Genomic DNA, 21,555 nt, shown 5'->3' on the forward strand with positions numbered 1-21,555 from the left:
CGGCCCGGGGTGCCTACGGTTTGGGGGTGCTCCGCGCCGCCGTACCGGCACACACCAGGCCCAGGATCACGGCGAGTCCGCCGATGATGACGTTGTTCAGGATGACGCCCTTGTCGGGGCTGCTGCCGACGATCCACGGCGAGACGATCATCCAGACACCCAGGGCGCTCATGGCCCAGCTGAGGCCGTACATGCGTTCCGGTGCCCTGGTGAAACCGAGCGCCAGCAGGCCGATCGCGATGCCGACGATGAGGTTGTGCGGCACGAGCGCGGGCTGGCTCGTCGTGTAGTGGAGTATCCACGGGGATACGGCGCAGTACAGACCGAGCAGGAACACCGGTCCGTCCACGAGCGCCACATCGCGTCCACCGAGCATGCGGGCGTAGCGCGCCTGCATTTCGGAGACATCAGGGTGGCTCGCCATGTCACCTCTGGTGTGCGAGACGTTGGCCATGACTCGTCTCCTTTGACTTGCTGGCCTGACCGCGTCTGATGCGGTCCGCGGTAGGAGCCGCTTCATCCCATTGTGCTCTTATTTCACCTTTATGTGTAGTGTTCAGGCGGTTCGTCGTCCTGGAGGCGGCGGCGCAACTGGTGGAGCCCGCGTCGCGCGTGGCTCTTGACCGTCCCGAGCGGCCAGCCGGTGCGCCGCGCGATCTGCGTCTGGGTCAGGTCCTCGTAGTACGTCAGCCCCAGCACCCGCCGCTGGGGCGCGGGGAGTTGGGCCAGTTCGCGCAGCACGAGGACACGGTCGAGCACCGCCTCGGGCTTCGCCACGACGGGCTCGGTGAGTGTCAGCGACGCCCCGGCGGCGGCCACCAGATACAGGCGCCGAGTGCGAGCGGACAGGGCGTCGGCGATCGTGCGCCGGGTGATCCCCACGATCCAGCCGGCGATCGTGCCGCGCTCCGGCCGGAAACCCCCGCGCCCGCGCCACACCCCGAGGAACACCTGCTGGGTGACGTCCTCGGCCTCCTTGGCGTCCCCGAGCGAACGCCGGGCCAGCGTGTGCACCAGCGTCGACCAGCGGTGATACACCACGGCCAGACACTCCTCGTCGCCCGCCACCAGCCCCCTGGCCAGCTCCTCGTCGGTGAACTCCGTCGCCGGGCTCGACCGGAGGGTGCTGTGCGGCGAGCTCATGGCGACGGCTCCTCACGTCCTACGGCGACCACCGGGGCCAGGCTGTGGTGCCCGGCGGTTCGTGATGTCTGCCGGGGTATGCCCGGTTGCGTCCATCCTGGGAGCCCGGGACAAGTCGATCAACTCGCGTCGATTCTGCGTCGTATAGTCGACGCATGAGCGAGTTGTCCGCCGCCCCGGACCCTGCGCACCAGGCCGCGGCCCAAGTACCCCTGACGACCGGCGCGTTGGCCCGTCGGCTGGGCGTGGCGCCCACCACGCTGCGGTCCTGGGAGCAGCGCTACGGCATCGGGCCCGCGGTCCGCGCCGAGGGACGGCACCGGCGCTGGACCCCCGGGGACGTGGCGGTGCTGGAGGAGATGTGCCGGCTGACCTCGTCGGGCGTGCCCCCGGCCGAGGCGGCGCGGGTGGCGAAGGGGGCCGCCGGTTCGGACCCGGGGCAGGCCGCTCGGACTCACGGTTCCTCGCGCGCGGCCGGGACCCTGCCCCTCGGCGATGTGCGCCAGGAGTGCCGCGGCCTCGCGCGGGCCGCCGTCCGGCTCGACGCGCCCGCCGTCGAGCGTCAACTGGCCGACGCCGTGGGGCAGTACGGCGTCGTCGTCGCCTGGCAGGAGGTGATGGTGCCGACCCTGCACGCGGTGGGACGCAAGTGGGCCTCGTCCGGGGACCGTTACGTGGAGGTGGAGCACCTGCTGTCCTGGCACGTCTCCACCGCCCTGCGCCGACGCACCCCGCCCCCGGGGCCGCAGCCGGACACCCCGCCCGCCGGGCCCGTCATGCTGGCCTGCGTACCCGGCGAGCAGCACACCCTCCCGATCGAGGCGCTCAACGCGGCCTTGGGTGAACTCGGCCTGCCCACACGGATGTTCGGCGCAGCCGTCCCCGCCGAGGCGCTCACCGCCGCGGTACGGCGGCTGGGCCCGGCCGCCGTCGTCCTGTGGGCACAGGCACGCTCCACCGCGAGCCTGCCCCTGGCCCGGCACCTCGCCGACATCCGCTGGGGAGTGAAGGGCGCCCGGCGACAGCCCTCGGTGGTGCTGGCAGGACCGGGCTGGTCCGGGCCCTCGGCGCGGGGGGCGCTGCGGCCGGTGAGCCTTCAGGACGCGGTGGAGATCGTGGCGGGGATGTACGGGGTGCACGGGGCGCCCCGCTGACCGGGTGCGGGGCGCGGCGCGTTGAGAGGGTGCGCCGGAGCCTCAGTCGCCCGACCGTCCCTGCCGGAACCGCGCCAGTCCGTCGGCGAGTTCGACGATCGGGTCCGGATAGTCATCGATCGCCGCACGGTCAAGTCCCTTGAGTTTCCACGGCTCGTGCACCAACCGCCCGTCCAGCTCGGCGAGTTCGGGCACCCAGCGGCGGACGTACGCGCCGTCCGGGTCGTAGCGCTTCGCCTGGGTGACGGGGTTCAGGACCCGGTTGGGGCGTGAGTCCGTGCCGGTGCCCGCCATCCACTGCCAGTTGAGCTGGTTGTTGGCGACGTCGCCGTCGACCAGCAGGTCGAGGAAGTGCCGGGCGCCGACGCGCCAGTCGACGTAGAGCGTCTTGGTGAGGAAGCTCGCCGTCAGGAGCCGTCCGCGGTTGTGCATCCAGCCCTCGTGGAGCAGCTGGCGCATCGCCGCGTCGATCAGGGGGTAGCCGGTGCGGCCCTCCTTCCAGGCCGCGATGTCCTCGCGGGCGCTGCGCTCGGAGCGCCAACGGTCGTGTTTCGTACGGTAGTCGGAGCCCGCGGCCGAGGGCCTGGCCGCCAGCACCTGGCGGTGGAAGTCCCGCCACGCGAGCTGCCGTACGAACGCCTCGGCGCCCGGTCCGCCCGACTGCCGTGCGCGGTGGACCAGTTCGACGGGGGAGAGGGTGCCGAAGTGGAGATGGGGCGAGAGGTGGGAGGTGGAGTCGGCGGCTAGGGCGTCGTGCAGGTCCTCGTACGACACGATGCCGTCGCGCAGCCAACGGGCCAGCAGCTTACGGCCGTTGGTCTCCCCGCCGGACGCCAGACCTGGTGAGAGCTCCTCGGCGTCTGGGCGGTCGGGCAGCTCCTCGGAGCCGACGCCGTCCGGGACCCGCACGGTGCGCGGCGCGGTCAGCGCGGGGCGCAGATGCTGCCCTGACCACTGCCGGAAGTACGGCGTGAACACCGCGAAGTGGTCGGAGGACGCGGGAGTCACCGCGCCCGGGGCGACGGCCGTGGTCACCGTGTCGTGGACGTGCAGCCGCCGCCCCTCCGCCTCCAGCGCCCGCCGCAGCCGCTGCTCGCGCCGCCGCGCGTAAGCGCTGACGTCCGCCGCCATGTGCACCTCGTCGGCGTCGGTCTCGGCGGCCACCTTGCACGCCTCGTCGACGACGTCGCCGGACCGGAGCACCAGCCGGCCGCCCCGCTCGCGCAGGCCCGCGTCGAGGTCCCGCAGACAGTCGGCGAGGAACGCCAGCCGGTTCGGCACGGCGAAGCCGGCGTCCGTCACGGCCCGGTCGCGCACGAACAGGGGGACCACCTCGCGGGCCTCGGCGGCGGCGCGCAGCGCGGGGTGGTCGTGCAGACGCAGGTCGGAGGTGAACAGGACGACCGAGACGTTCATGGTGCGCGCTCCGGGAGACGGGAAAAGGGGTCGTGCGATGCTTCCCGTCCGAAGCGCCCGGCGGATGCGTCTGTCACCCGACGGGCGTACACGCTCCCGGCGCCCTCCGGCCGTCGGCGAACTTGGCATGTCGGCGTCGATCCCGGGCATCAGCACAGGTACGACGGTCCCGGTGGGGAGCCGAAGAACGATGCTGGAGGTGTCTGCGGACATGGGCGCAAAGGTGTTGAAGCGGTTTTCGGCGGGGGCTCCGCGCGGATCTTGGCCTGCCGAGGAGTTCGCGGCCCGGCGCCGCGCCGAGGGTGAGCCCGCCAGGGTCGTCATGGATCTGAAGTCCGACGCGTTCCTCGTGGTGGTTCCGGTGGGCGACGAGGACTGACGTCCGGTCCCGGCAGGCGACGAGCGGGTGAGGGCTGAGGACCGACGCCCGGCCCCGGCGGCGACGGGCGCGTGGGGGCCGATCTCCGGCCCCGGTCTCAGACCCCCGCCTCGCTCAGCTCCCGCGCCCGCCGTACGAACGCCTCGTGCAGATCCCCGGCCGCCTGCGGTACGGACTAGGTGCGGACGAGGACTGACGTCCGGTCCCGGCAGGCGACGAGCAGGTGAGGGCTGAGGACCGACGCCCGGCCCCGGCGGCGGCGAGCGCGTGAGGGCCGATCTCCGGCCCCGGTCTCAGACCCCCGCCTCGCTCAGCTCCCGCGCCCGCCGTACGAACGCCTCGTGCAGATCCCCGGCCGCCTGCGGTACGGACTCGGCGCGGCGGCGGCGCAGCATCAGCAGGACGCGGGCCGTGTCGCCGGCGATCGGCCGGAAGGTGATCGCGCCGAGCCGCTCCAGCGGGTCCCCGACCACACTGAAGTCCGGCAGGACCGTCACCCCGAGCCCCTCCGCGACCATGAGCTTGCCCATCTCGGCGCCATCGGTCGAGTACGCGAAGGCGGGGCCCCGGCCGCCGAGCAGCCGGTGCACATAGCGGTGCATCACATAGCCGGACCGCATACCGATCAGCGGCTCGCCGAGCAGGTCCTCCACGCTCACGGTCGGCCGGGACGCCAGCGGGCTGTCGGGGCGTACGCACACCACCGGCAGCCCGGACAGCAGCTCCGTGGACTCGAAGTCGGCCGGCATGTCGTCGCCGTCGAGGTGATTGACCAGGCCGAGATCGAAGCCGCCCTCCGAGAGCGCCCGATGGATGTCGGTCTGCTGCGCGCCGACCACCTCGACCTGGGTCAGCGGATGCGAGGCGCGGAAGTCGCGGACGACCGGCAGCAGCAGCGGCACGGTCGCCGCGTTGACCGTGCCCACCCGCACCATGCGGCTGATCCGGTGCTGCTCGCCGGCCGCCGCCCGCAGCCGGTCCACCGCGTCCAGCACATCGACGATCTTCGGCAGCAGCTCCCGTCCCTCCGCGCTCATCGTCGCCCCGGACCGTTTGCGCTCCAGGAGATCGACGCCGAGTTCGCGCTCGAGGTTCCGTACGGTCTCGCTCAACGCGGGCTGCGACAGGCGCAGTTCCTCGGCGGCCCGGCGCAGCGAGCCGAGCCGGGTCACGGCCGCAATGTATTCCAGCTGTTCGGTCCGCATGCCCGCAGAATGCGGCCGATTTCCCGCCCTGTTCAAGGGTTTCCCTGTCACACCTTCGTGAAATTCAATGGTCCGGGATACGAGACCGGTCGGGTTTTCCTTGACGGCTCTCGCCGACGGCTGCCACGATCGACGGCATGATGATGCGACTGGACCTCACGCGGCGACGCCATGTCGACCTCGCGCGCGTCTCCAGCGCCTCCTGTTGCACCGCGGCCTGATCCCCGTCACCACCGTCCTGTGATCCGCCGCCCACTTTTCCCCCTCGCCCGATAATTCGCCGGATATCGCTCCGGCCGGATTCGGCGTGCCCGAAAAGGCATTCCGCAACAGGAGTTCCGCATGCCCGCAGAGCCCGTGAAATTCGCCTACTGGGTCCCCAACGTCAGCGGAGGACTCGTCACCAGCAAGATCGAGCAACGCACCGACTGGGGCTACGAGTACAACCGCGAACTCGCCGTCCTCGCCGAGAACAACGGCTTCGAGTACGCACTCAGCCAGGTCCGCTACATGGCCAGCTACGGCGCCGAGTTCCAGCACGAGTCGACCAGCTTCAGCCTCGCCCTGCTCCTCGCCACCCAGCGCCTGAAGGTCATCGCCGCCGTCCACCCCGGCCTGTGGCACCCGGGCGTCCTCGCCAAACTCGGCGCCACCGCCGACCACTTGTCGAACGGCCGCTTCGCCGTCAACGTCGTCTCCGGCTGGTTCAAGGGCGAGTTCACCGCGCTCGGCGAACCCTGGCTGGAGCACGACGAGCGCTACCGCCGCTCCGAGGAGTTCATCCAGGCCCTGCGCCAGATCTGGACCGAGGACCACACCGAACTCGCCGGTGACTTCTACCGGTTGCGCGACTTCTCCCTCAAGCCCAAGCCCCTCAACACCCCCGAGCGCCCGCACCCGGAGATCTTCCAGGGCGGCAACTCCACCGCCGCCCGCGCGATGGCCGGCCGCGTCTCCGACTGGTACTTCTCCAACGGCAAGGACTTCGACGGCGTCACCGAGCAGCTCGCCGACGTACGCCACTCCGCCGCCCAAGTCGGCCGTAGGGCACCGAAGTTCGGTCTCAACGGCTTCCTCATCGCCCGCGACACCGAGGCCGAGGCGCGGGACACGCTGCGGGAGATCGTCGCCAAGGCCGACCATGAGGCCGTCGAGGGCTTCGGGGCCGCGGTGAAGCAGGCCGGGCAGTCCTCGGCCGACGGCAAGGGCATGTGGCAGGACTCCACGTTCGAGGACCTGGTGCAGTACAACGACGGGTTCCGCACGGGACTCATCGGCACCCCGGAGCAGATCGCCGAACGGATCGTCGCCTACAAGAAGCTGGGCGTCGACCTGCTCCTGCTGGGCTTCCTCCACTACCACGAGGAGGTCGAGTACTTCGGCAAGCGCGTGCTGCCCCTCGTGCGCGAGCTGGAGGCCCAACTCCCGGACGCCGAGGCCGAGTCCGTCTCCGTGCACGCCTGATCGCACCCCACTGCGAGAGAGGACCCCAGCATGAGCACCGTCACGCCCGCCGACTGGCAGACCGGCCCCGCCCCGCACTCCGCCCAGGACTGGATCGCCCGCGCCGCCGAAGTGGCCGCCCTCCTCGACACCGACGCCGCCGCCCGCGACCGGGCCGGCGCCACCCCGCACGCCGAGGTCCGCCTCCTCAAGGACTCCGGCCTGGTCACCCTGCTCGGTCCCACGGAGCACGGCGGCGGAGGCCAGGACTGGCCCACCGCCTACCGGGTGGTCCGCGAGGTCGCCAAGGCCGACGGCTCCATCGGCCAGCTCCTCGGCTACCACTACCTGTGGAACTGGGCCGCCCGCCTGGTCGGCACGCGCGAGCAGTGGGAGCACGTCGAGGCCGAGGCCGCCCGCAACCAGTGGTTCTTCGGCGGCGCCGTCAACCCGCGCGACAAGGACGTCACCGTCACCGAGGACGGCGACGACCTCGTCTTCACCGGCCGCAAGTCCTTCTCCACCGGCAGCAAGGTCTCCGACGTCACCGTCCTCGAAGGCGTCCTTGAGGGCACCGACCAGCACGTCTTCGCGATCGTGCCCTCCGGCAGCGAGGGCCTGACCTTCCTCGACGACTGGGACAACATCGGCCAGCGCCTCACCGAGAGCGGCGGCGTCATCCTCGACGGCGTCCGCACCCCGTGGTCCTCGGCGGCCGGTTACGTCGACAAGGAATTCACGCCGCGCACGTACAACACGCTCAACGTCCCCACCATCCAACTGGTCTTCGTCAACTTCTACTTGGGCATCGCCGCCGGCGCCCTGGAGACGGCCGCCACCTACACCCGCACGAAGGCCCGCTCCTGGCTGCACGGCGGCTACGAGCGCGCCGTCGACGAGCCCTACGTCATCGACACCTACGGCGACCTCACCGCGAAGCTCTGGGCGGTCGAGGCCCTCGCCGACACCGTCGCCGCCGAGGGGCAGAAACTGCACGACGACCCCGACGCCGTCACCGCGAAGACACGCGGCGACTTCGAGGTCAGGGTGGCCGCCGTGAAGGCACGCGCCACCGATGTCGCCCTGGAGATCGGCAACCGCGTCTTCGAGGTCACCGGCGCCCGCTCCACCGCCACCACGGAGGGCCTCGACCGGTTCTGGCGCAACGTCCGCACCCACACCCTGCACGACCCCGTCGCCTACAAGCGGCGCGAGGTCGGCCGCTGGGTCCTGGAAGGCGAACTGCCCGAACCCACCTGGTACTCCTGACCGAACTGCCCCGGGGCGCCCGTCAGTTGAGCGGGCGCCCCGCCTCCCCGAAAGAGGACCCATGGCCACCGTCCTGTCCGTCTCCGGCAGCCCCTCCGTCTCCTCCCGCACCAACCGCCTGCTACGGCACCTGGACCAGCGGCTGATCGCCCAGGGCCACGAGGTGATCCCGCTCGACGTGCGCACCGTCCCCGCCGAGGCCCTGCTCGGCGCGGACTTCCGCCACCCGGCCATCGTCGAGGCCACCGACCTCTTCGCCCGCGCCGACGGAGTCGTCGTAGGCACGCCCGTCTACAAGGCCTCCTACTCCGGGGTCCTCAAGGCGCTGCTCGATCTGCTCCCGCAGTACGCCCTCACCGGCAAGACCGTGCTGCCGCTCGCCACGGGTGGGTCCACCGCACATGTGCTCGCCATCGACTACGCGCTCCGCCCGGTGCTGAACTCCATGGGTGCCGCCCACATAGTCCAGGGCTGGTTCACCCTCGACAAGGACATCACCGCCCACGAGGACGGCTCGCTCACCGTCGCCCCGGCCGCCACCGAGGCGCTCACGCAGGTGGTCGACCAGTTCTCGGCGGCCCTCGGCCGCACCCCGCTCCTGGCCGCGGCGAGCTGACCGCCATGACCGACCGAGCGACCGCCCATGTGATCGCGGACGACGCCGAGGCCCTCGCCCTGGCCGCCGCGCTCGCCGACGAGTTCCGGGCCGGGGCCTCCGCGCGCGACACCGAACGCAGGCTCCCGCGCGCCGAGTTGGACCGCCTCTCCGGCGCAGGACTGCTCGCGGTCACCGTGCCCGCCGAGCACGGCGGCGCCGATGTGAGCGCGGAGACCCTCGCCGAGATCTTCCGCCTCCTCGGCTCGGCCGACGGCAGCCTCGCCCAGATCCCGCAGAGTCACTTCGCGTACGTCAATGTGATCCGCCGTCAGGGCACGCCGGACCAGCAGAAGTTCTTCTTCGCCGAGCTGCTCGCGGGCCGCCGCTTCGGCAACGCCCAGTCCGAGGCCGGCACCAAACACGTCCAGGACATCCGCACCCGGCTGACCCTCCAGCCCGACGGCTCCTACCGGCTGACCGGCGTCAAGCACTACTCCACCGGCGCCCTCTTCGCCGACTGGATCCCCGTCCTCGCCCGCACCGAGGACGACAACCTCCATGTCGCGTACGTCCCGAGCGATGCCGAGGGCGTCACGGTCGTCGATGACTGGGACGGCATGGGCCAGCGCACGACGGCCAGCGGCACGGTCAGGCTTGAGGCGGTTGCCGTTCCCGCCGACCGGGTCCTGCCGCACCACCTCACCTTCGAGGGCCCCCAACTCCACGGCGCGGTCGCCCAGTTGCTGCACGCGGCCATCGACGTCGGGATCGCCGGGGGAGCGCTGGCCGAGGCCGCCGCGTTCGTGCGGACGAAGAGCCGCCCCTGGTTCGAGAGCGGGGTCGAGACCGCCGCCGAGGACCCGCTGCTGATCCAGCGGTTCGGTGAACTCGCCATCCAGGTAAGGGCGTCCGAGGCCCTGCTCGTCCAGGCGGCCCGGGCCGTGGACGCGGTGCGCGCCGGTCTGAACGACGACTCGGCGGCGGAGGCGTCCATCGCGGTCGCGGCGGCCAAGGTGCACGCGGCGCAGACCGCCGTGGAGGTCGCGGGCGCGCTGTTCGAGGTGTCCGGCACCCGCTCGGCGCTCAACTCGCTGAACCTGCACCGGCATTGGCGGGACGCCCGCACCCACACCCTGCACGACCCGGCCCGCTGGAAGATCCAGCACATCGGCCGCTATGTGCTGAACGGCACCAGGCCGCCCCGCCACGGCCTCCTCTGACTCCCTTACCGCACAGCCCAGATCGGAGATCCCACGTGTCCCTCACCTTCCACTGGTTCCTCCCCACCAACGGGGACAGCCGTCATGTCGTGGGCGGTGGTCACGGCACCCCCGCCACCGCATCCGGGCGGGACCGGCCGCCGACGGTCGCCTACCTGAGCCAGATCGCCCGCGCGGCGGAGGACCTCGGTTTCGTGGGCGCCCTGACGCCCACCGGCGCCTGGTGCGAGGACGCGTGGCTCACCACCGCGATGGTCAGCCAGAACACCGAACGCCTGAAGTTCCTGGTCGCCTTCCGCCCCGGCTTCGTCTCGCCGACGCTCGCCGCGCAGATGGCGTCCACGTTCCAGCGGCAGACCGGCGGACGCCTGCTCCTCAACGTCGTCACCGGCGGCGAGAGCCACGAACAGCGGGCCTACGGCGACTTCCTCGACAAGGACGACCGGTACCGCCGTACCGGCGAATTCCTGGAGATCGTAAGGCAGTTGTGGGACGGCAAGACCGTCGACGTGGCGGGTGAGCATCTGCGCGTCGAGGAAGCGAAGCTGGCACGGCTGCCCGACCCGGTGCCCGAGGTGTACTTCGGGGGATCGTCGCCGATCGCGGGGGAGATCGCCGCCAAGTACGTGGACGTGTACCTCACTTGGGGCGAGCCGCCGGCGCAGGTCGCCGAGAAGATCGCGTGGATCAGGGGGCTCGCGGCGAAGGAGGGGCGCACGCTGCGGTTCGGGATCCGGCTGCATGTCATCACGCGCGACACGTCCGAGGAGGCCTGGGCCGAGGCGAACCGGCTGCTGGAAGGGTTCGACTCCGAGACCGTGAAGTCCGTGCAGGCGGGGCTCGCCCGGAGCGAATCCGAGGGGCAGCAGCGGATGCTCGCCCTGCACGGCGGGAGCCGGGACGGGCTGGAGATCCACCCGAATCTGTGGGCGGGGATCGGCCTGGTCCGGGGCGGGGCGGGGACCGCGCTCGTCGGCAGCCACGAGGAGGTCGCCGAGCGGATCAAGGAGTACGCGGCGCTGGGCATCGAGGAGTTCGTGCTGTCCGGGTATCCGCATCTGGAGGAGGCGTACTGGTTCGGGGAGGGCGTGCTGCCGAGGCTGGCGGCGGACGGGGTGTGGCAGCACCCCTTCGGCGAGCAGAAGGCCTCCGCCGCACAGGTGCCGTTCGCCAGCTGACGGGTCCCGCCGACGCCCAACTCCGCGTGCGGCGGGCGTCGTTGCCGGGCGTGCGGTCAGAACCAGTGCAGACAGTGCGGGGAGCGGTCGGTGCGGAAGAGGGCGTCGGCGCGGGCGGCCGCGTCCGGGTGGTGGGCCCGGATGCGCCCGGCCCGGACGAGCGTGCTCGGGGCGGTGCCGCCGAGGTAGAGCGAGCCCAGGTCGTCGATGTCCAGGGACAGGTCGGGTTCCCGGCCCGTCGGCACGCAGTCGGCCTTGCCGTCCCGGACGGTCAGCAGATAGCGGCCGTGTCCGTTCAGGAACGGGTCGTCGACGGCGAGCACCAGCTCGCCGTCCGTGAACCAGCCGCGCGCGGTCAGCGCGCGCGGCACGTCCAGCAGCCGCACCCAGAGCCAGTCCGTGTCGCCGCTCACCTCGCCGGCGCGGAAGTCCGCGAGCTGCCAGCGCAGCGGGTGCTGCGGCGGGACATGCCTGAACACGACCTGGGAGACCAGGTCGTGGCCGAGCGCGAACCGGGCCAGGGCCGTGAAGACGGCGTCGTCGACGGCGATGGTCTCGTCGACCGTCAGGGTGGTGGCCTCGCCGAGCGAGTAGCTGGCGTACCCGTCCGGGACGCCGTCGGCGTCACGGTGGACGGCGACGTAGCGCGGGGCCGGTGAGATCGGGGGCTGCCCCGCGCGCAGCGCCCACCAGCGGTGCGGCCGGGACAGCGCGCCGGGCTGGGCGCGGCGGTAGCGGTCGTAGACCTCCTCCAGGATGTTGCCGCACTCGGCACGGCGCAGCACCTCGACCGAGCCGGTCGCCTCCGCGCCGTCCGCCCGGGGAGCGGCGAAAGCGGCCCGGTGGCGGGGCACGGTCAGCCGCGCGGTGTAGGTCGCGGGGCCGTAGCCGAACCTGCGGTAGATCAGGGCCTCGGAGGCCAGCAGTACGGAGAGGGCCTCCCCGCTGTCCCGCAGGGCGGTGAGCTGGTGCCGCATCATCGCGCTGAGCACGCCCTGACGCCGGTGCGAGGGCAGGACGCCGACGGCGGTGACCCCGGGGGCCGGGATGAGCGTCTCGCCGGGCAGGGTGAGTTCGAAGGGGTAGCTGGCCGCGGTGCCGACGGGCCGCCCGTCGTCCGTCACGGCGAGCAGGCAGCGGTCCATCTCGATCGCCGACCACCAGAGCCCGCCGCCGTCGGTCGGGGTCTCCGGGAAGCTCCCGAACGCGGCATGGACGGTGTCGACGAAGACGTCATGGTCCTCGTCGGTCGTGGGACGGATCTCCATCGCTGCCGCTGCCTTTCCTGACACGTCACCACTCCCGTGGTGTCCCGCCACAGTGCAGCGCCGCCCGGTGACCAGGTCAAGTGATTTACGGCAGGTCGCCCGACGACCTCGGAAGGCCGGGCGGCCAACTGCCGTCCGTACTAGCCGACTGAGCCTGCCAGCGCCTTCAAGTGAACCCCTCTCGACTCCGCCGTCTGGCCCTGCACCAGCAGGAACAGGGCCTCCCTCGCGAGGCGCTGGGCCCTGTTCGTCAAGGACAGCGACCGGCCGCCGCCCGCCACCACCGCGGCCGTCGTCGCCGTCATCAGCACCTCGTACGCCCGCGTCCTGAGCGCCAGCCGTTCCGCCAAGTGCGCGTGCGGGACGGGGTGTTCGGCCAGCGCGTAGGCCTCCTCGCGCACCTCGGCCAGCCGGGTGCGGAGCGGCGCGGACGTGTTGTCGTCCAGCAGTGCGAGAGCCGCCTCCGCCACTCCGAAGACCGCCGGTGACGCGTTCGTCGGTTTCGGGCGGTCGGCCTTCGCCCACTCCTCGTACGGCGTCCGCAGCGCCACCGCGTCCTCCGGCAGCCACAGGCCGTCCAGCTCCAGGGACACCGTGCGGGACGCGGTGAGGGCGGCCAGGCGCATCGGCTCGGACGGCCGTAGCCCCTGCTGCTCCCTCGCCTCCGTGAACGCGAACAGCGCCTCGTCCGCGTCCGTCACACCCGCGAGCAGCATGACGTCGTTCAGGCCCCAGCCCGTGTACCAGGGGACGGTGCCGTCGAAGCGCCAGCCGCCCCGGTCGCGGGTGACCCGCACCGGGATCCGGGGGTACGCCCGCAGATGGGCGTACGCCACTCCGGACAGCAGCTCGCCTCGCGCCAGCGGGCCCAACAGGCGCTCCCGCACCGGGAGTTCGCTCGTGGCCAGGGTCAGGACCGGGGTGTGGTGCTGGGTCTGTACGAACCACGTCGAGCAGCATGCGCCGGCCAGGATCTCCGCCGTCTCCCGCGCCACCGCGCCCGGTGCCGCAGAACCGCCGTAGGCCACGGGTGCGCTCACGCCCAGCAGGCCGGACTGTTTGACCGCCTCGATGTGGCTCGCCGGGACGCCCTCCTGGTCGACCTGTTCGGCGTGCGGGGCGAGGAGGTCGTCCGCGAGGTGTCGGGCGCGGGCGACGAGGGGGTGCGAGGTCATGGGGAGATTCTCCCGGTCAGCGGGCTGATCACGTGCGAAGGCGCTCAGAGCTGGGCGACGATGTCGAAGTCGAAGGCGTCCGCCCGCGCCAGGTAGAGACGTTGGCGGAGGTGGTTGCCGTGCAGACGGAGGGCGCCGCGCGGGCCCTCGTAGGAGACGGTGCCGCCCAGCGCGCACATGGCGCCCACCTCCAGCGACCGCGCCTGCTCGGCCAGGGCCGCGAGGAGTCGTACGCCCTCGAAGCACGACTCGCCGAGACTGCCCACGACGGGGGCCTCCACGCCGAAGCGGGCCGCGTAACGCCCGCTGAAATCAAGGCTTTCGGCGGTGGCCAGGGTCTCGAAGTAGCCGGCCGCCGCCCACAGTCCCTCGGTGGCGTCCGCGCCCGTGGACAGCAGGATGTTCTCGTCCATGTGGGTGCTCAGCCGCAGACACCGCTGGTGCAGACCGTACGCGGCGAACGCCCGGTTGAAGCGCGCCGCGTCGTCCCCGACGAGCAGCATCAGTACGGCGTCCGCCTCGCAGTGCTCGATCCGGCGCAGCACCGGCCCGAACTCGTACGTCCCCAGCGGCACGAACACCTCGTCGCGCACCCGGCCGCCGCAGTCACGGGCGTAGCGGCGCGCGGCGCGGGCGGTCACCCTCGGCCACACATAGTCGTTGCCCACCGTGCACCAGCGGCGCACACCGGTCGCCTCCGCCAACAACCTCATGGCGGGCAGCAGTTGGGCCGCGTCGGTCTCGCCGGTCAGGAACACCCCGGGCGTGCGCTCGCCGCCCTCGTACTGCGCGGTGTAGACGTACGGCACCCGGCCCGCGACACGCGGCAGCAGCGCCTTGCGGACCGCCGAGGTGTGCCAGCCGACGACCGCGTCGACCGCGCCCATCGACACCAACGCCTCGACCTCGGCGGCCACTTGCTCCGGGAGCGCACCGCCGTCGACCACCACGAGCCGGACCTCGCGGCCCAACACGCCGCCGACGGCGTTGAGTTCCTCCACGGCGAGCCGCGCGGCCAGTTCGCAGGACGGGCCGAAGACGCCCGCCGGACCGCGCAGCGGGACGACCAGGGCCACGACCAGGGTTCTGCGCGGGCCGTCGATCCGCACGGGCGGCAGGGGATGCACCGGACCACCTCCGTGAGGGCGTGCGGGCGCGGAAATCGGCCCAGGCCCCGGCGCCCTCGCAGAGGCTCGTGATGAGAACCGCACAGTAGACCGCCCCGAAGGACAGCGGCAATGTCGCCCGTGCCGTCGCCGATGAGGTCGCGGAGAAAATCCCGCCCGATTTCCGGGGCGCGGTGTCGATCCGGGACGATGGCGTTCGTGTAGGAGGTGAGAGACCCCCCGGGGGGTCGGAGAATCGCTTACGCCATGGAGGACGTCATGCAGCACTACCTGCTCAGCGTGATCACGCCGACCGACGGGCAGATGCCCTCGCCGGACGAGATGGCGGAGATCGTCCGCAAGCTGGGGATCTTCCACGACGAACTGCAGGCCGCCGGAGCCTGGGTCTTCGCCGGCGGACTGCACGGGCCGGAGACGGCGACCGTGCTGCGCCCCAAGGACGGTGACGTGCTGATCACCGACGGGCCGTACGCCGAGGGCAAGGAGTACCTGGGCGGGCTCTGCCTGATCAAGGCGGCCGATCTGGACGCGGCCCTGGAGTGGGGGAAGCGCGCCACCTGGGCCACCACCCTGGCCGTCGAGGTGCGGCCCTTCATGAACACGGCCGAGGACTGATGCCGTTCGACACCGACATCGAGGCCGTCTTCCGTGCCGAGTACGGGCGGGCGGTCTCGGTCCTGGTCCGCTTCCTCGGTGACATCGACCTCGCCGAGGAAGCGGTCCAGGACGCCTTCACCACGGCCGTGCAGAAGTGGCCGGAGACCGGTGTGCCGCCGAGCCCGGCCGGGTGGATCATCACCACCGCGCGCAACCGCGCGATCGACCGGCTGCGCCGCGAGTCCTCCCGGGAGGCCCGCCACACCGAGGCCGCGCTGCTGTACGCGTCCGACGCGCCCGCCGAGGAGGGACCCGTGCGCGACGACCGGCTCCGCCTGATCTTCACCTGCTGCCACCCCGCGCTCGCCACCCAGGCGCAGGTCGCGCTCACCCTGCGCCTCCTCGGCGGCCTCACCACCGCCCGGATCGCGGGCGCCTTCCTGGTCCCGGAACCGACGATGGCCCAACGCCTGGTCCGCGCCAAGGCCAAGATCCGCGACGCGAGGATTCCGTACCGCGTGCCCCGCGACGCCGACCTCCCCGACCGGCTGAAGGGCGTCCTGGCCGTCGTCTACCTGATCTTCAACGAGGGCTACACCGACTCGCCCGAACTCTGCGCCGAGGCCCTGCGCCTCGGCTGTCTGCTGTCCGAGCTGATGCCGGACGAGCCCGAGGTCACCGGCCTGCTCGCGCTGATGCTGCTGATCGAGTCGCGCCGGACCGCGCGGGAGGGCCCCGACGGTGAGCTGGTGCCGCTGCCAGAACAGGACCGCGACCGCTGGGACGGCGAGCTGATCGCCGACGGCCAGTCACTCGTACGGCGGTGCCTGCGGCTGAACAACCCCGGGCCGTACCAGATCCAGGCCGCGATCAACGCCGTGCACAGCGACGCCCCGACCGCCGACGCGACCGACTGGGGACAGATCCTCCAGCTCTACGACCAGCTGACGGCCGTGGCCCCGAGTCCGGTCGTCGCCCTCAACCGGGCCGTCGCCGTCGCCGAGGTCGACGGCCCGCGCAAGGCCCTCGACCTCGTGGACGCGCTGGACCTCGACGACTACCACGTCCTGCACGCCGTCCGCGCCGACCTGCTGCGCCGGCTCGGCCGCCACACCGAGGCGGTCGCGGCGTACGACGCGGCCATCGCGGGGACCGGGAGCGCGGCCGAGCGCGGCTATCTGGAACGCCGTCGGCGGGAACTCGTCCGCATGTGACAGCCGTGCGGCGGAGGGTGACCATGGCCGTACCGGAATTTTTCCCGGTGCACGAATGGTTGCTATATACATCTGACCGTCGAGAACCCCCACGCACCAGCAGCGAGGCACCGTGAACCAGTCCAGCCCCGAGCAGCCCGCCGACATCGTGACCCGGCTGCGCGCCACCTTCCGCACCGGCCGCACCAAGCCCGTCGAGTGGCGCACCGCCCAGCTTCGCCGCCTGCGCGACCTGCTCACGGAGCACGGCGACGACCTCGCCGCGGCCCTCCACGCCGACCTCGGCAAGAGCGCCGCCGAGTCCCAGCGCACCGAGATCGGCTTCACGATCCGCGAGATCGACCACACCCTCGACCACCTCGAGGAATGGCTCCGCCCCGAGTCCGCGCCGGTCCCGGCCCACCTGGGGACGGACGCCACCGCCTGGACGCAGTACGACCCGCTCGGCGTGGTCCTCGTGATCGCGCCCTGGAACTATCCGCTGCAGCTGCTGCTGACCCCGGTCGTCGGCGCGCTCGCCTCCGGTGACGCGGTGGTCCTCAAGCCCAGCGAGCTGGCCCCGGCCACCTCCGCCGCCATCGCCCGTCTCGTGCCCGACTACCTCGACACCGACGCGGTCGCCGTCGTCGAGGGCGGCATCCCGGAGACCACGGCCCTGCTCGCCGAGCACTTCGACCACATCTTCTACACCGGCAACGGCGCCGTCGGCCGCATCGTCCTGCGCGCCGCCGCCGAGCACTTGACCCCGGTCGCCCTCGAACTCGGCGGCAAATCACCGGCGTTCGTCGACCGCGACGCCGATCTCGCCGTCGTCGCCGACCGGTTGGCCCGCGGCAAGTTCCTCAATGCAGGCCAGACCTGCGTCGCCCCCGACTACGTCCTGACCGACCCGGAGACCGCCGCCGCCCTCGAACCCCTCCTCGCGAGCGCGGTCGAGAAGGTCTACGGCGCCGACCCGCAGACCTCCGGCGAGTACGGCCGGATCGTCAACGAGCGCCACTTCGACCGGCTCGCCGGACTGCTCGACTCCGGCCGGGTCGTGGTCGGCGGACGCAGCGACCGCGGCGACAAGTACATCGCGCCGACCGTCCTCGCCGACGTCGACCCGAAGGCACCGGTCATGGCGGAGGAGATCTTCGGCCCGATCCTGCCGATCGTCACCGTGCCCGACCTCGACGCGGCGATCGCCTTCATCACCGACCGCGACAAGCCCCTCGCCCTCTACGTCTTCACCGACTCCGACGACACCCGCGCCCGGATCGCCGCCGAGACCTCCTCCGGCGCCATCGGCTACGGCCTCCCGCTCGCCCACCTCACCGTCTCCGACCTGCCCTTCGGCGGCGTCGGCGAGAGCGGCATGGGCAACTACCACGGCCGCTACTCCATCGAGACGTTCAGCCACCGCAAGGCCCTGCTGGAGAAGCCGCTCGTCTGACCGGCCGCCTCTTCTATCACCGGTCGCTTATATAAGCGACCGGTGATACTTTTGCCGCATGCACGCCTTTGATGTGCTCGGAGACCCCGTGCGCCGCCGCATCCTGGAGCTGCTCGCCGAAGGTGAGCAGCCCGCGGGCACGGTCAGCGACGTGGTCCGGCGCGAGTTCGGGATAACGCAGCCCGCGGTCTCCCAGCATCTGAAGGTGCTGCGGGAGAACGGATTCGCGACGGTACGGCCGGACGGCACCCGGCGCCTCTACGCGGTCGACGCCGGGCCGCTGCGGGACATCGACGCCTGGCTCGGCCCATTCCGCCGCTACTGGACCCCTCATCTGGACGCCCTGGCCACCGAGTTGGCCCGCGGCAAGCGTGAGCGCCGGCTCCGCGCGTCCGACGACGACAGCCCCGACGAGTCGAGGAGCACCCCATGATCGACGTGACCCACCAGATCAACTCCGTGAGCCGCACGGTCGGCAGGCGCGCTTTCCAGGCCGGCGAGGCCCGCGTGATCACCATCGCCCAGTCCTACGACGCACCGGTCGAGGACGTCTGGGACGCCTGCACCAACCCCGAGCGCATCCCGCGCTGGTTCCTGCCGGTCACCGGCGAACTGAGGGTGGGCGGAAAATACCAGTTGCAGGGAAACGCGGGCGGCACCGTCGAGCGCTGCGACCCGCCCAACTCCTTCTTCGCCACCTGGGAGTTCGGCGGTGAAGTCAGCTGGATCGAGCTGCGGTTGACGCCCGAGGGCGACGGCACGCGCTTCGAGTTGGAGCACATCGCCCATGTCGACGACACGAAGTGGGCCGAGTTCGGGCCCGGCGCGGTGGGCGTCGGCTGGGACTCGATCCTGCTGGGGCTGCACAGCAACGTGTCGGGCGCCGATTCCGTGAAGCCCGAGGACGCCATGGCCTGGCTGGTGTCCGAGGAGGGCCGCCAGTTCGTCACCCTGAGCAGCGAGGCCTGGTTCGCGGCGAACGTGGCGAGCGGCGAGGAGGAGCCGGTGGCCCGCGAGGCGGCCGACCGGACCACGGCCGCCTATACGGGCGACGGGAGTTGACACTCGGAGCGGCCGAAGCGCTGACCCGGGGCCGATCACCGTTGTAGCGTGCGCGCTGGACGCCACGGTGATCGGAGCCACGGATGAGTGACGGCGGCGAGACGGTGTTGGTGACCGGCGGCAGCGGATTCGTCGGCAGCCATCTGGTGCGGCAACTGCTGGAGCGCGGCTACCGCGTGCACACCACCGTGCGCTCCCTCGGCAACGAGGCGAAGGTCGCGCCCCTGCTCGCCCTGCGGGACCGACTCCCGGGCACACTGCGGCTGTTCGAGGCCGACCTGCTGACGGACGGCTCCTTCGACGCGGCGATGGAAGGCTGCCGGGTCGTCTTCCACGTGGCCTCGCCCTTCCTGATGCCGGAGAAGATCAAGGACGGGCAGAAGGACGTCGTCGACCCCGCCCTCACCGGCACCCGGAACGTCCTCGCCGGCATCGAACGCACGCCCACGGTCGAGAAGTTGGTGTTCACCTCGACGGTCGGCGCCGTCTTCGGCGACTACATCGACGTACGGAACATGAAGGACGGCATCCTCTCCGAGGACTACGTCAACACCACCAGCACGGTCGAGAACAACCCGTACCACTACGCCAAGACGGTCGCCGAGAGCTCCGCATGGGACGCCCAACAGGCCCAGTCCCGCTGGCGCATGGTCTCCGTCAACCCCGGCCTGATCCTGGGCCCCTCGCTCACCCCGGCCTCCGAATCCGGCAGCCTGTTCCTCCTCGACGAGCTGTTCAAGGGCTACTTCTTCTACGGGGCACCCGACTTCAGCTTCACCGTGGCCGACGTACGGGACGTCGCACGAGCGCACATCGCCGCTGCGGAGAACCCCGAGGCGCACGGCCGGTACATCGTCGCGGACGCCCGGATGGCGTCCTTCCTCGACATGTCACGCGCCCTGCGGAAGCACTTCCCGCGTGAGTACCGGCTGCCCCGGCACGGCCTGCCGCACTGGCCGGTGCGCGTACTGGGCCCGGCGTTCGGGCTCACCCAGGACTACATCCGCAAGCACCTCGGGATCAGGTTCCCCGTCGACAACCGGCGCGGCATCGAGGAACTGGGCATCATCTACCGGCCGTTGGAGGAGACCCTCCTCGACCACTACGTGGCCTGGCGGGAGTTGAGGAAGACGGGCTGAGCGGGACCCGCCCTTCCCCGTTCACTCCGCCGACCGTTCAAGGCTCTTGACCCGTTCGGACCGCAGGCGCTTGGGTGTGGCGCGATCACCTTTTCGGTGTCATGAGCCTGACCACACTCAACCGAAGGGCACCCATGCGAACCCCCCACGCCCTGCTCGCCCTCACCGCCGCGCTGGCCGCGGTCGCCGCCGCTCCACCGGCCGGAGCCGCCGACGCGGTCCCGGCCGCCGGCACCTATTACGTCCAGAGCGCCACCACCGGGCTCAACGCGGCCGACAAGGGGGGAGCGGTGGAGCAGCACAACCCCAAGGGCAACGAGGACCACCAGCAGTGGAACCTCCGGACGAGCGGATCCTCGTACGTCCTGGAGAGCACCGACACGGCCGGCAGCTGCCTGGGCCGCTCGGGCGGCCAGGCGAGGACCGTCTCCTGCGCGAGCACCGACGCCGCCTGGCAGATCACACCCGTCGGCGGCGACGAGTACACGCTCAAAGTTCCAGGCGCGGACAGCTACCTGACCGTCGGCGCCAAGCCCTCCGGTGCCAACTACCCGGCCCAGCTGGCCATCGGCTCCTCCGGCGACCTCGCCTCCTGGTACCTCACGCCGATCACCTCACCCACGAACCCGATGCCCTCCCAGGACCAACGCACCCTGGACCAGGTCACGTTCCTCACCGCGCACAACGCCTACGCCAACGGCGTCGACGGCGGGTTCGCCCCGCCCTTCGTGAACTTCTTCCCCAACCAGTCACGTGGCATCAACCAGCAACTCTCCGACGGCGTACGGGGGTTCATGCTGGACATCCACCAGACCTCCGACGGCGCGATCCTCTGCCACGACAGCTGCACCCTGGTCAGCAGCCCCGTCGCCCTGAACGTCGACCTCCAGCGCATGGTCGACTTCCTCAAGGCGCACCCCGACCAGTTCGTCACCGTTTTCCTCGAGGACTACGTCGACCCGGGCGTCCTGCGCGGCGAACTCGCCCGCGTCAACGGCCTGTACGACGTGCTGTACCGCCCCGACCAGACCGGCGTACGGCAGAACGGCTGGCCGAGGATGTCCGACCTGATCGCCGCCAACCACCGGCTGCTGATCTTCACCGACCACAGCCGCGCCTCCGACGAGTCCGCCGGACTCACCCGGGACAGCTTCGGCGTGATGTACCAGCGGGACTGGACCGTGGAGAACTACTGGTCCATGGGCTCCGGTGCCGGCTCCTCCGACTGGTCCTGTTACAGCCGGTGGTACGGCAGCGACCTCAACGTGCCGCTGACGCAGACCTATGCGGCGTTCCGCCCGCTGTTCGTCATGAACCACTTCCGTGACGCGACCATCGCCGGGACCGCGCAGACCGACAACACCAAGGTCCTCGACCGGGCCCAGCGGTTCTGCCAGCCGGCCGCGCGCAAGAAGCCCAACTTCCTCGCCGTGGACCGCTACGACCTCGGCAACCCGGCCGCCGCGGTCAACTCCCTGAACAGCTACACGTATCCGTAAAGTGCGGGCGGGCGTGCGGCCGGGGTGTGCGAAA

21 protein-coding genes and 1 pseudogene are annotated in these 21,555 nt (G+C 71.4%); 15 read left to right on the forward strand and 7 right to left on the reverse strand.

Features of this window, described 5'->3' with window-relative positions; translation table 11 throughout:
• Window positions 1–13: 13 nt before the first annotated feature.
• On the reverse strand, window positions 14–454 hold the full coding sequence (locus OHT77_RS41045; RefSeq protein WP_266774875.1) for an SPW repeat protein: 441 nt from the start codon (window positions 452–454) through the stop codon (window positions 14–16).
• Window positions 455–543: 89 nt separating this feature from the next.
• Window positions 544–1,143, reverse strand: a complete 600-nt coding sequence (locus tag OHT77_RS41050) for a sigma-70 family RNA polymerase sigma factor (RefSeq protein ID WP_328833434.1) — start codon at window positions 1,141–1,143, stop codon at window positions 544–546.
• A gap of 155 nt (window positions 1,144–1,298) precedes the next feature.
• On the opposite strand from OHT77_RS41050, the gene OHT77_RS41055 reads away from it, so the two are divergent.
• Window positions 1,299–2,297 (forward strand): MerR family transcriptional regulator, encoded by a 999-nt coding sequence (locus OHT77_RS41055; RefSeq protein ID WP_328833435.1) that lies wholly within the window; start codon window positions 1,299–1,301, stop codon window positions 2,295–2,297.
• A 42-nt stretch (window positions 2,298–2,339) separates the two neighbouring features.
• On the opposite strand, the gene OHT77_RS41060 is transcribed toward OHT77_RS41055, so the two are convergent.
• A complete protein-coding gene (locus tag OHT77_RS41060) occupies window positions 2,340–3,713 on the reverse strand; it encodes a cryptochrome/photolyase family protein (protein ID WP_328833436.1) in 1,374 nt (457 codons plus the stop codon).
• Between the two features lie 190 nt (window positions 3,714–3,903).
• Here OHT77_RS41060 and OHT77_RS41065 point away from each other — a divergent pair, with 190 nt between their 5' ends.
• Entirely contained in the window at window positions 3,904–4,092 is a 189-nt protein-coding gene (locus OHT77_RS41065) for a hypothetical protein (RefSeq protein ID WP_328833437.1), read from the forward strand.
• Between the two features lie 293 nt (window positions 4,093–4,385).
• Here the strand turns inward: OHT77_RS41065 and OHT77_RS41070 are convergent, their stop codons facing one another.
• Window positions 4,386–5,297, reverse strand: a complete 912-nt coding sequence (locus tag OHT77_RS41070; protein WP_328833438.1) for a LysR family transcriptional regulator — start codon at window positions 5,295–5,297, stop codon at window positions 4,386–4,388.
• Window positions 5,298–5,440: 143 nt separating this feature from the next.
• Between OHT77_RS41070 and OHT77_RS45110 the strand changes: the two genes are divergently transcribed.
• The 6 genes from OHT77_RS45110 (at window position 5,441) to OHT77_RS41095 (ending at window position 11,005) form a co-directional block, all read left to right on the forward strand.
• Window positions 5,441–5,518 (forward strand): putative leader peptide, encoded by a 78-nt coding sequence (locus OHT77_RS45110; RefSeq protein ID WP_351520955.1) that lies wholly within the window; start codon window positions 5,441–5,443, stop codon window positions 5,516–5,518.
• Between the two features lie 121 nt (window positions 5,519–5,639).
• Window positions 5,640–6,761: a dimethylsulfone monooxygenase SfnG gene (gene sfnG, locus OHT77_RS41075; RefSeq protein ID WP_266774880.1), complete on the forward strand. Its 1,122-nt coding sequence runs from the start codon at window positions 5,640–5,642 to the stop codon at window positions 6,759–6,761.
• 30 nt (window positions 6,762–6,791) lie between these two features.
• On the forward strand, window positions 6,792–8,009 hold the full coding sequence (locus tag OHT77_RS41080; RefSeq protein ID WP_328833439.1) for an acyl-CoA dehydrogenase family protein: 1,218 nt from the start codon (window positions 6,792–6,794) through the stop codon (window positions 8,007–8,009).
• Window positions 8,010–8,070: 61 nt separating this feature from the next.
• Window positions 8,071–8,625 carry an NADPH-dependent FMN reductase gene (ssuE, locus tag OHT77_RS41085; RefSeq protein WP_328833440.1) on the forward strand — a complete coding sequence of 185 codons (555 nt, stop codon included), beginning with the start codon at window positions 8,071–8,073 and terminating at the stop codon, window positions 8,623–8,625.
• Window positions 8,626–8,630: 5 nt separating this feature from the next.
• Entirely contained in the window at window positions 8,631–9,827 is a 1,197-nt protein-coding gene (locus tag OHT77_RS41090) for an SfnB family sulfur acquisition oxidoreductase (RefSeq protein WP_328833441.1), read from the forward strand.
• 35 nt (window positions 9,828–9,862) lie between these two features.
• On the forward strand, window positions 9,863–11,005 hold the full coding sequence (locus OHT77_RS41095; RefSeq protein ID WP_328833442.1) for an LLM class flavin-dependent oxidoreductase: 1,143 nt from the start codon (window positions 9,863–9,865) through the stop codon (window positions 11,003–11,005).
• Between the two features lie 56 nt (window positions 11,006–11,061).
• Here the strand turns inward: OHT77_RS41095 and OHT77_RS41100 are convergent, their stop codons facing one another.
• From OHT77_RS41100 to OHT77_RS41110, 3 genes are all read right to left on the reverse strand, one after another.
• A complete protein-coding gene (locus OHT77_RS41100) occupies window positions 11,062–12,273 on the reverse strand; it encodes a GNAT family N-acetyltransferase (RefSeq protein ID WP_328834479.1) in 1,212 nt (403 codons plus the stop codon).
• A 140-nt stretch (window positions 12,274–12,413) separates the two neighbouring features.
• Window positions 12,414–13,448 (reverse strand): acyl-CoA dehydrogenase family protein, encoded by a 1,035-nt coding sequence (locus OHT77_RS41105; protein WP_328833443.1) that lies wholly within the window; start codon window positions 13,446–13,448, stop codon window positions 12,414–12,416.
• Window positions 13,449–13,492: 44 nt separating this feature from the next.
• Window positions 13,493–14,575: a substrate-binding domain-containing protein gene (locus OHT77_RS41110; RefSeq protein ID WP_328833444.1), complete on the reverse strand. Its 1,083-nt coding sequence runs from the start codon at window positions 14,573–14,575 to the stop codon at window positions 13,493–13,495.
• A 258-nt stretch (window positions 14,576–14,833) separates the two neighbouring features.
• Here OHT77_RS41110 and OHT77_RS41115 point away from each other — a divergent pair, with 258 nt between their 5' ends.
• The 7 genes and pseudogenes from OHT77_RS41115 (at window position 14,834) to OHT77_RS41145 (ending at window position 21,521) form a co-directional block, all read left to right on the forward strand.
• Window positions 14,834–15,190: a YciI family protein gene (locus OHT77_RS41115; protein ID WP_328833445.1), complete on the forward strand. Its 357-nt coding sequence runs from the start codon at window positions 14,834–14,836 to the stop codon at window positions 15,188–15,190.
• Window positions 15,190–16,386, forward strand: a complete 1,197-nt coding sequence (locus OHT77_RS41120) for an RNA polymerase sigma factor (RefSeq protein WP_328833446.1) — start codon at window positions 15,190–15,192, stop codon at window positions 16,384–16,386. The genes OHT77_RS41115 and OHT77_RS41120 overlap by 1 nt, the downstream gene beginning before the upstream one ends.
• Before the next feature lie 103 nt (window positions 16,387–16,489).
• A pseudogene (locus OHT77_RS41125) lies at window positions 16,490–17,821 on the forward strand (aldehyde dehydrogenase family protein); the annotation flags it as partial.
• A 58-nt stretch (window positions 17,822–17,879) separates the two neighbouring features.
• A complete protein-coding gene (locus OHT77_RS41130; protein ID WP_328833447.1) occupies window positions 17,880–18,254 on the forward strand; it encodes an ArsR/SmtB family transcription factor in 375 nt (124 codons plus the stop codon).
• Window positions 18,251–18,883, forward strand: coding sequence for an SRPBCC family protein (locus OHT77_RS41135; protein ID WP_328833448.1), 633 nt, complete (start codon window positions 18,251–18,253; stop codon window positions 18,881–18,883). Before OHT77_RS41130 ends, OHT77_RS41135 begins: the two co-directional genes overlap by 4 nt.
• A gap of 83 nt (window positions 18,884–18,966) precedes the next feature.
• Window positions 18,967–20,022: an NAD-dependent epimerase/dehydratase family protein gene (locus OHT77_RS41140; RefSeq protein ID WP_328833449.1), complete on the forward strand. Its 1,056-nt coding sequence runs from the start codon at window positions 18,967–18,969 to the stop codon at window positions 20,020–20,022.
• A 134-nt stretch (window positions 20,023–20,156) separates the two neighbouring features.
• Window positions 20,157–21,521: a phospholipase gene (locus OHT77_RS41145; protein ID WP_328833450.1), complete on the forward strand. Its 1,365-nt coding sequence runs from the start codon at window positions 20,157–20,159 to the stop codon at window positions 21,519–21,521.
• The last annotated feature ends 34 nt before the right edge of the window (window positions 21,522–21,555 follow it).

The sequence above is a fragment of the Streptomyces sp. NBC_00252 genome, assembly GCF_036187565.1.
Taxonomy (GTDB): Bacteria; Actinomycetota; Actinomycetes; order Streptomycetales; family Streptomycetaceae; genus Streptomyces.

Excerpts from the sequence above, each read along its gene's own strand:
- OHT77_RS41140 (WP_328833449.1), top strand. The coding sequence starts at position 18,967 with ATGAGTGACGGCGGCGAGACGGTGTTGGTGACCGGCGGCAGCGGATTC.
- OHT77_RS41055 (WP_328833435.1), top strand. The coding sequence starts at position 1,299 with ATGAGCGAGTTGTCCGCCGCCCCGGACCCTGCGCACCAGGCCGCGGCC.
- OHT77_RS41050 (WP_328833434.1), bottom strand. The coding sequence starts at position 1,143 with ATGAGCTCGCCGCACAGCACCCTCCGGTCGAGCCCGGCGACGGAGTTC.
- OHT77_RS41105 (WP_328833443.1), bottom strand. The coding sequence starts at position 13,448 with ATGACCTCGCACCCCCTCGTCGCCCGCGCCCGACACCTCGCGGACGAC.
- sfnG (WP_266774880.1), top strand. The coding sequence starts at position 5,640 with ATGCCCGCAGAGCCCGTGAAATTCGCCTACTGGGTCCCCAACGTCAGC.
- OHT77_RS41045 (WP_266774875.1), bottom strand. The coding sequence starts at position 454 with ATGGCCAACGTCTCGCACACCAGAGGTGACATGGCGAGCCACCCTGAT.
- OHT77_RS41115 (WP_328833445.1), top strand. The coding sequence starts at position 14,834 with ATGCAGCACTACCTGCTCAGCGTGATCACGCCGACCGACGGGCAGATG.
- OHT77_RS41065 (WP_328833437.1), top strand. The coding sequence starts at position 3,904 with ATGCTGGAGGTGTCTGCGGACATGGGCGCAAAGGTGTTGAAGCGGTTT.
- OHT77_RS41120 (WP_328833446.1), top strand. The coding sequence starts at position 15,190 with ATGCCGTTCGACACCGACATCGAGGCCGTCTTCCGTGCCGAGTACGGG.
- ssuE (WP_328833440.1), top strand. The coding sequence starts at position 8,071 with ATGGCCACCGTCCTGTCCGTCTCCGGCAGCCCCTCCGTCTCCTCCCGC.
- OHT77_RS41090 (WP_328833441.1), top strand. The coding sequence starts at position 8,631 with ATGACCGACCGAGCGACCGCCCATGTGATCGCGGACGACGCCGAGGCC.
- OHT77_RS45110 (WP_351520955.1), top strand. The coding sequence starts at position 5,441 with ATGCGACTGGACCTCACGCGGCGACGCCATGTCGACCTCGCGCGCGTC.
- OHT77_RS41080 (WP_328833439.1), top strand. The coding sequence starts at position 6,792 with ATGAGCACCGTCACGCCCGCCGACTGGCAGACCGGCCCCGCCCCGCAC.
- OHT77_RS41070 (WP_328833438.1), bottom strand. The coding sequence starts at position 5,297 with ATGCGGACCGAACAGCTGGAATACATTGCGGCCGTGACCCGGCTCGGC.
- OHT77_RS41130 (WP_328833447.1), top strand. The coding sequence starts at position 17,880 with ATGCACGCCTTTGATGTGCTCGGAGACCCCGTGCGCCGCCGCATCCTG.
- OHT77_RS41145 (WP_328833450.1), top strand. The coding sequence starts at position 20,157 with ATGCGAACCCCCCACGCCCTGCTCGCCCTCACCGCCGCGCTGGCCGCG.
- OHT77_RS41100 (WP_328834479.1), bottom strand. The coding sequence starts at position 12,273 with ATGGAGATCCGTCCCACGACCGACGAGGACCATGACGTCTTCGTCGAC.
- OHT77_RS41135 (WP_328833448.1), top strand. The coding sequence starts at position 18,251 with ATGATCGACGTGACCCACCAGATCAACTCCGTGAGCCGCACGGTCGGC.
- OHT77_RS41060 (WP_328833436.1), bottom strand. The coding sequence starts at position 3,713 with ATGAACGTCTCGGTCGTCCTGTTCACCTCCGACCTGCGTCTGCACGAC.